Origin of the sequence: Falsigemmobacter intermedius, assembly GCF_004054105.1 — a bacterium.
Classification (GTDB): domain Bacteria; phylum Pseudomonadota; class Alphaproteobacteria; order Rhodobacterales; family Rhodobacteraceae; genus Wagnerdoeblera; species Wagnerdoeblera intermedia.
On the sequence record NZ_SBLC01000073.1, the window covers coordinates 1 to 5,603 of the forward strand.

A 5,603-nucleotide genomic window follows, 5' to 3' on the forward strand; every position below is an offset into this window, starting at 1 on the left:
AACAACAACCGGATAAGCTCAACTTCGCTGAGCCAACCGACCGCGTATCCATCAGATCTTCCCGCAACAACCAGCCGTTTCCGTCTGCCCCGCTGCGGTGAAGGGGTGTTTAGACAGACACGAAGACAGGCGCAAGAGCGAAAATGCAAATAATTCAGCACTGAGTGGGATTTTGTGGTGCAGGCTCAAGGATTCAAGCGATTCATGGCGGCTCCTTTTCTGGACCTGAAACGCTACTCATGGCGAATTCTGCTTTATGAGTGACTGAGATGTTGAAAACTCGCTCTGGTAACTGTGTCCCGCATCACCTTATGCGTCCCATTCCTGCCGCTACTTGATCGTGGCGAGCATGATCTCGCTAAGCCTGCTGAGACAGGCTGGCTCATCGCAAAGGTGCGGCAATGGCTGGCGCGCTGATCCGGGCGCTGTGGAGGCTGCTGGCGGGCCTCCTGCTCTCCGTGGCGCTCTACTGGCGCGGACGCAGGGACGCCGCTCAGCGCGCCGATCTGGAGGCCGCTGAGGCATATCACAAGACACGCGAGAGGATGGACCATGAAGAAAGCAATCTGGGCGACGACCCTGGCGCTCTGCGTGACTGGCTGCGTGCGCGTGGATCAGATCGCGGTGTGTGACGGCTCCCGAGCCGCGCGCGCGGACCATGCAGCGGCGCTGGCGCTGGACGGTGGAGATCGATCGGTGGTCACCGGAGCGCGGCTGATCCGCCTGATCGATGTGGGGTGTGCAGATGGCCGCAAATAAGGGGCTCGGGCGGGAAGCCTATCAGGAAGCCTTTGACCGCCTCGGCAGCATGAACGCGGTTGCGAAAGAGTTGGGGGTCTCTCATCGCACCGTTGCACGCTCCCTTCGCAGCGCAACGGACCCCGCTATTCAGGCAGGCATGGATGCGGTCGGCACGGGCATGGTTCCGGCCATGGCGTGGATCAAGACGAAGGGGACGAAAGACCAGCCGGGCTAATCGCTGATGCTGAAGCCCGCGGCGGACGACACAGACCCGCTGGAACGCATCCGGGAGGCCTTCACTGATCTGCCGGCCGCTCCCCCTGCCCCACCGCCGCTCTATGCAGACGATGACCTGCTGACGTTCTACCCCATTGCGGACGCTCATGTCGGTGCGCTCGCATGGGGCGAAGAAACCGGCAAAGATTACGACACGAAGATCGCCTGTGACCGGCTCCGCTCATGGGTAGGTCAGTGCGTGGCCTCTGCCCCGGCATCGGGCACGGGCGTAATCCTCGTGGCGGGCGATCTGCTGCATGCTGACGACCAGACCAGCCAGACGCTGGAGTCGCGGCATGTCCTCGATGTCGACACCCGACACTTCCGCACGCTCGACATGGCGATCAGCGGGCTCGCCGCCTGCATCGATCTGGCGGCCCGGTAGCACGCACGGGTGATCGTGCGGATCCTCCCCGGCAACCATGATCCTCACAGCAGCATGGCTGTCCTCTTTGCCCTGGCGGAGCGCTATCGTGACGACCCGCGCATCGAGGTCGACAAGCGCCCCGGCGAATTCAGGGTCTGTGAGCACGGTCAGGTGATGCTGGCCAGCCATCATGGCGACAAGGTTCCGCCTGAGCGGCTGGCGATGGGGCTTGTGTCTCAGCATCGGGAGGCCTTCGGACGCTCCAAATTCTGCCACCTGTTCACCGGCCATCTTCACAGCTTCGCAGGCAAGGATATAGCCGGAGTGAGATGGGAGCAGTTGCGTGCTGTCACCGCCCGTGATGCCTATGCACCCTCTCACAGCTGGGTAGCCAGGCAGAGCTGCAAGCGATCACCTATCACAGAGAGCGTGGCGAGATTGCCTGCGCCCGTGTCGCTGCATAATATCGCCCCTGCCCTCACGGGTGGGGGCGGTCTTTTTGCGTTGTGGATAACCATTTCTTATTTTTCTAAGTTTCTTATATTTTAGAGAAGTTAAATCACTGATTTAAAACATAAAAACCTACCATATTGTAACCTTTTGCTAGCTTAATGTAACCGGGTGGTAGGGGTATCGTAACTTCTTGGTAGGAGTAACGTAACCTTTTGGTAGGTTTCGTTGTCCTGGCCAATCTCCCTGTCCCGACCGCCTCATCGGCAGGAATGCAGCACGGTTTTCACGCTCTATCGTAACTTATTGGTAGCCCTGAGGGTCGCGAGCGTCCGTGGTATTGTAACTTATTGGTAGGGTTTTGTCGGATTATCAGGGATTTGGTCTGTTCTGTGTGGCGGAAGGTCATAAAACCCGTATTGTGACCGGGTGACATTGCACAGGTTACAATGATGGATGAGGCCACCCTACCAAAAGGTTACGATGGAACCACGCTTTCCGCGTTTCAGCGGCGAGGCGAGGTTATCAAGCCGGTTGAGTTGATCGAGGTTCGCGGCGGTGAGCGAATGACGCTCCTTGCCCGCCGGATATACAATCAGCTGCTTGCGAATGCCTTTGGCCCGAATATGGCCGACGAAGGCCGCATGTTCAAAATCACCATGGCTGATCTTCGCGGCAACAACCCGTCCAGCCAGCGTGTGATTGAAGCCCTCGGGGTTCTCCGCCGGACTGACGTCACGGTTATTCTCACGAATGGCGATGTTCTGAGCGTTCAGCTTCTCGGGCCTACCATCAGGTCACGGTGCGGCCGTTACGTGAGCTATGAGTTTCATTCGTCGCTCATCCCGATCCTGCGCGACAGCCAGATTTTCGCCCGGCTTGAGATGGAGATCCTCCACGGCTTCACCACCAAGTACGGCATGGCCCTCTATGAGATCATCTCAAAGCGCGTTCGGTTGAAGCATGTGCTTTTCAATGACTTCGATATTGACGAGTTCCGGGACTACCTCGGCGTTCCCAAAGGCGCACTTGCCTCTTTCGGCGCGCTGCGCGTGAAGGCGCTGGAGCCCGCCGTAGAAGAGGTGAACCTGCTGGCGCCCTTTTCGTGTCGCATCGATGTGGCAGAGCGCGTGGGGCGCAAGGTGACCCGGCTTCGCGTGACGTGGTGGGACAAGACCAAGGATGAACTGAAAGCTCAATGGCAGGCACAGCGCGAGAGGCAGTTCGATCTGTTTGATGAGGAAAAGGAATCCTTGACCGGATTAGATGAATTATCGGATTAACCAGATAACCCGGTGATAAAACAAATCCGGTAATTAAAAATACCCGGTAAACAGGATAATCAGGTGATGCCAACTGTCGTGATCGCCAGCCCCAAGGGGGGCGCAGGGAAATCAACTACCGCTGTGATCCTTGGCACAGAGTTCGCTCATGCCGGCGCAAATGTGACGATGATGGATTGCGACCCGAACGGCAGCCTTACCCTGTGGAGCGAGCGCGGCACGCTTCCTGAGCGCATCGAGGTGGTCTCAGGCTTGAAAGAGAGCGAGATCATCAAGGCGATCAAAGCGCACGATCAGGATGGCCGCATTGTCGTGGTCGACTTGGAGGGTGTGGCATCGCGGCTGGTGTCCCGGGCAATCTCTCAGGCCGATCTGGTGATCATCCCCATGCGGGCCACGACCCTCGATGCCACCATCGGAGTTCGGGCCCTGCAGCTGATCGAGGAAGAGGCAGAGGCCCTTGAGCGGGACATTCCGCACGCCGTGGTGTTCACCATGACGCGGGCGATCCAGTCGAAGCAGCACAAGGGCATTGTTGGTAGCCTGAAGGAGCAGGGCGTCGACGTGATCGAGCCTGAGTTGATGGAGCGGGCCGCATTCTCTGCGCTCTTTGAATTCGGCGGTGACCTGTACTCGATGCCTGGGCAGGGGAACGCAGATAAAGCGATCGAGAACGCTCAAGGCTTCGCTAAGGCAGTGTTTGATCGGCTGTCCGGGGAGCAAGTGGCATGACCGATTTCAAAATTAATGTCGGCGCCCTGAAGTCGCGCCGTAAGGACATCGAGCCCGAGCGCATCGAGGCAGTGGACCGTGTGAGCGAGGATTTGGGCTTCACCTCCCGAGAGGCTCCAGCCAAGCGCGGCCGGAAGCCGTCCCCGCGCACCGGGCAGGTGCATGCCAAGGTGTTTCCAGGTGTGGCGGCAGAAATCGCTGACGAAGCCCGGCGCCGCGGCGTGCAGCAGGGCGTGCTGATCGAAGAGGCGTGGGCGTTGTATAAAGTCAAATCCGGTATTTAAAATTATCCGGTTTTTATACAAATCCGGTTAGTATGATAATCGGATTAAGTGGCACTTATTCCCTTTTCGTCCCATTGATATGCAACGCTCATGGGAGAATATCCCCTGAGCACCCGGGTTTGATGTGGTCCTAATGTGCTCTTGCGGGCGGCGAGGCGTGCTCGAGATGGTCGAACATCCGGGGGAAAACCCTAAGAAATTCAGGTGCCGTCAGTGCGATGAGCTGGCGGCATCGGTTGATGTCTGGCCGATGTGGCTGCGAGCCACACGGGGCGACCCCAGGTCGCCCCAAAAGGCGGATAAGGTAATTTTAAGAGAAGTGAGTTTGGCGGTCGAAACGGCAGCTGCACTTGCTGTCACACCTCGTATGGGGGGCAGCAGAAGTTCTTGGGGCCCTGCTTCGAAGAAGCGATGAGGGCTCGGATGCTCGGAGATATCGAAAGCAGTGCTGTAAACCAACATCTGACGCACGGAGGGTGATGAGTCCGAAATTTCCGGAGCAGGTTCGCCGATTGATTGCTGCCCTGCACCAAGGTATGCAAGATTAAGCGCCACTATGTCGAGAAGAAGCTTCTGCGCATGAAATATGTCGTTATTAATCTGGATCGTAGTGTCGATAGACTTAACTTAATTGAAGCGCAGTTTCGGTTGGCTGATCGGGACTTCGTGCGGTTTTCTGCTATCGGAAACGCTATTGTGGATGGTGATCCACAGGTTCGAGCTACGAAGTTCGAAGGAATATTTGGGCGCAAGATGACCAATGGCGAGCTAGGCTGCTTTAAAAGTCATGTTCAGTGCCTACGCGACTTCGTCGCATCTGGTGATGACGTCATACTCATATTGGAAGATGATGTCACGCTGGGTCCCGAAGCTTTTGCAATGATCGAGGAATTGCCCCGGGCTTTAAGCGCAGCATCCGAGAACTGGCAGTGTGTTAACCTCTCATCTTCATACCCTAAAAGATTTTCACGGATTGCTCGGGTCGAGGGACATGAACTCAGAAGATCTTGGCAGTTTCCAATCTTGGCATCGGCATTGATGTGGAGCCGAGCTGGAGCTCAAAATTTTCTGAAAGATTTGGACAAGAAGGGAATCTACGCCCCGTTCGACGATCAAGTCAGATATGTGCTGACACGCACAGGGCAAGGATTTTCCTTCGATCGGTCTCCGATAAGTCTCGCCCATTTTGGAAGCGACATTGGTTTGGTTGACTGCGGTTCCGATAGTAGCACCCGGAACCCTGCGAAGAAGGTAAGAAAAAATTCCTTGAAAGATGTTATCAAGCGGACCCCATTCTATGGTTGGTCACTGCTGCATGTAACCATGTATCGCTTGGGCATGCTCCGATAACGTAAGATTATCCGGTTTTTATAAAAATCCGGTTAGGGTCCGTGGACATTCATCGTGAAGCGATGATGGCCGCTGCGAGATACCAGTTGGCAGCATAGCTTGACGCTGTCTTTTCGTATC

At 56.5% G+C, this 5,603-nt stretch carries 8 protein-coding genes; all 8 read left to right on the top strand.

Annotation, left to right across the window (positions count from 1 at the left end):
* Positions 1-552 precede the first annotated feature (552 nt).
* Positions 553-759, top strand: coding sequence for a hypothetical protein (locus EP867_RS18510; RefSeq protein WP_128490931.1), 207 nt, complete (start codon positions 553-555; stop codon positions 757-759).
* The gene (locus EP867_RS18515) at positions 746-976 is read left to right on the top strand and encodes a hypothetical protein (protein ID WP_128490932.1); all 231 of its coding nucleotides are present in this window, start codon (positions 746-748) and stop codon (positions 974-976) included. Before EP867_RS18510 ends, EP867_RS18515 begins: the two co-directional genes overlap by 14 nt.
* 6 nt (positions 977-982) lie before the next feature.
* Positions 983-1,402 carry a hypothetical protein gene (locus tag EP867_RS18520; protein ID WP_128490933.1) on the top strand — a complete coding sequence of 140 codons (420 nt, stop codon included), beginning with the start codon at positions 983-985 and terminating at the stop codon, positions 1,400-1,402.
* A gap of 54 nt (positions 1,403-1,456) precedes the next feature.
* Positions 1,457-1,933, top strand: coding sequence for a hypothetical protein (locus tag EP867_RS18525; protein ID WP_128490934.1), 477 nt, complete (start codon positions 1,457-1,459; stop codon positions 1,931-1,933).
* A 353-nt stretch (positions 1,934-2,286) separates the two neighbouring features.
* Positions 2,287-3,117 carry a replication initiation protein gene (locus tag EP867_RS18530; protein WP_164888949.1) on the top strand — a complete coding sequence of 277 codons (831 nt, stop codon included), beginning with the start codon at positions 2,287-2,289 and terminating at the stop codon, positions 3,115-3,117.
* 66 nt (positions 3,118-3,183) lie between these two features.
* The gene (locus tag EP867_RS18535) at positions 3,184-3,849 is read left to right on the top strand and encodes a ParA family protein (protein WP_128490936.1); all 666 of its coding nucleotides are present in this window, start codon (positions 3,184-3,186) and stop codon (positions 3,847-3,849) included.
* A complete protein-coding gene (locus EP867_RS18540; protein WP_128490937.1) occupies positions 3,846-4,133 on the top strand; it encodes a chromosome partitioning protein ParB in 288 nt (95 codons plus the stop codon). The genes EP867_RS18535 and EP867_RS18540 overlap by 4 nt, the downstream gene beginning before the upstream one ends.
* Before the next feature lie 579 nt (positions 4,134-4,712).
* Positions 4,713-5,483: a glycosyltransferase family 25 protein gene (locus EP867_RS18545; protein WP_128490938.1), complete on the top strand. Its 771-nt coding sequence runs from the start codon at positions 4,713-4,715 to the stop codon at positions 5,481-5,483.
* Positions 5,484-5,603 lie beyond the last annotated feature (120 nt).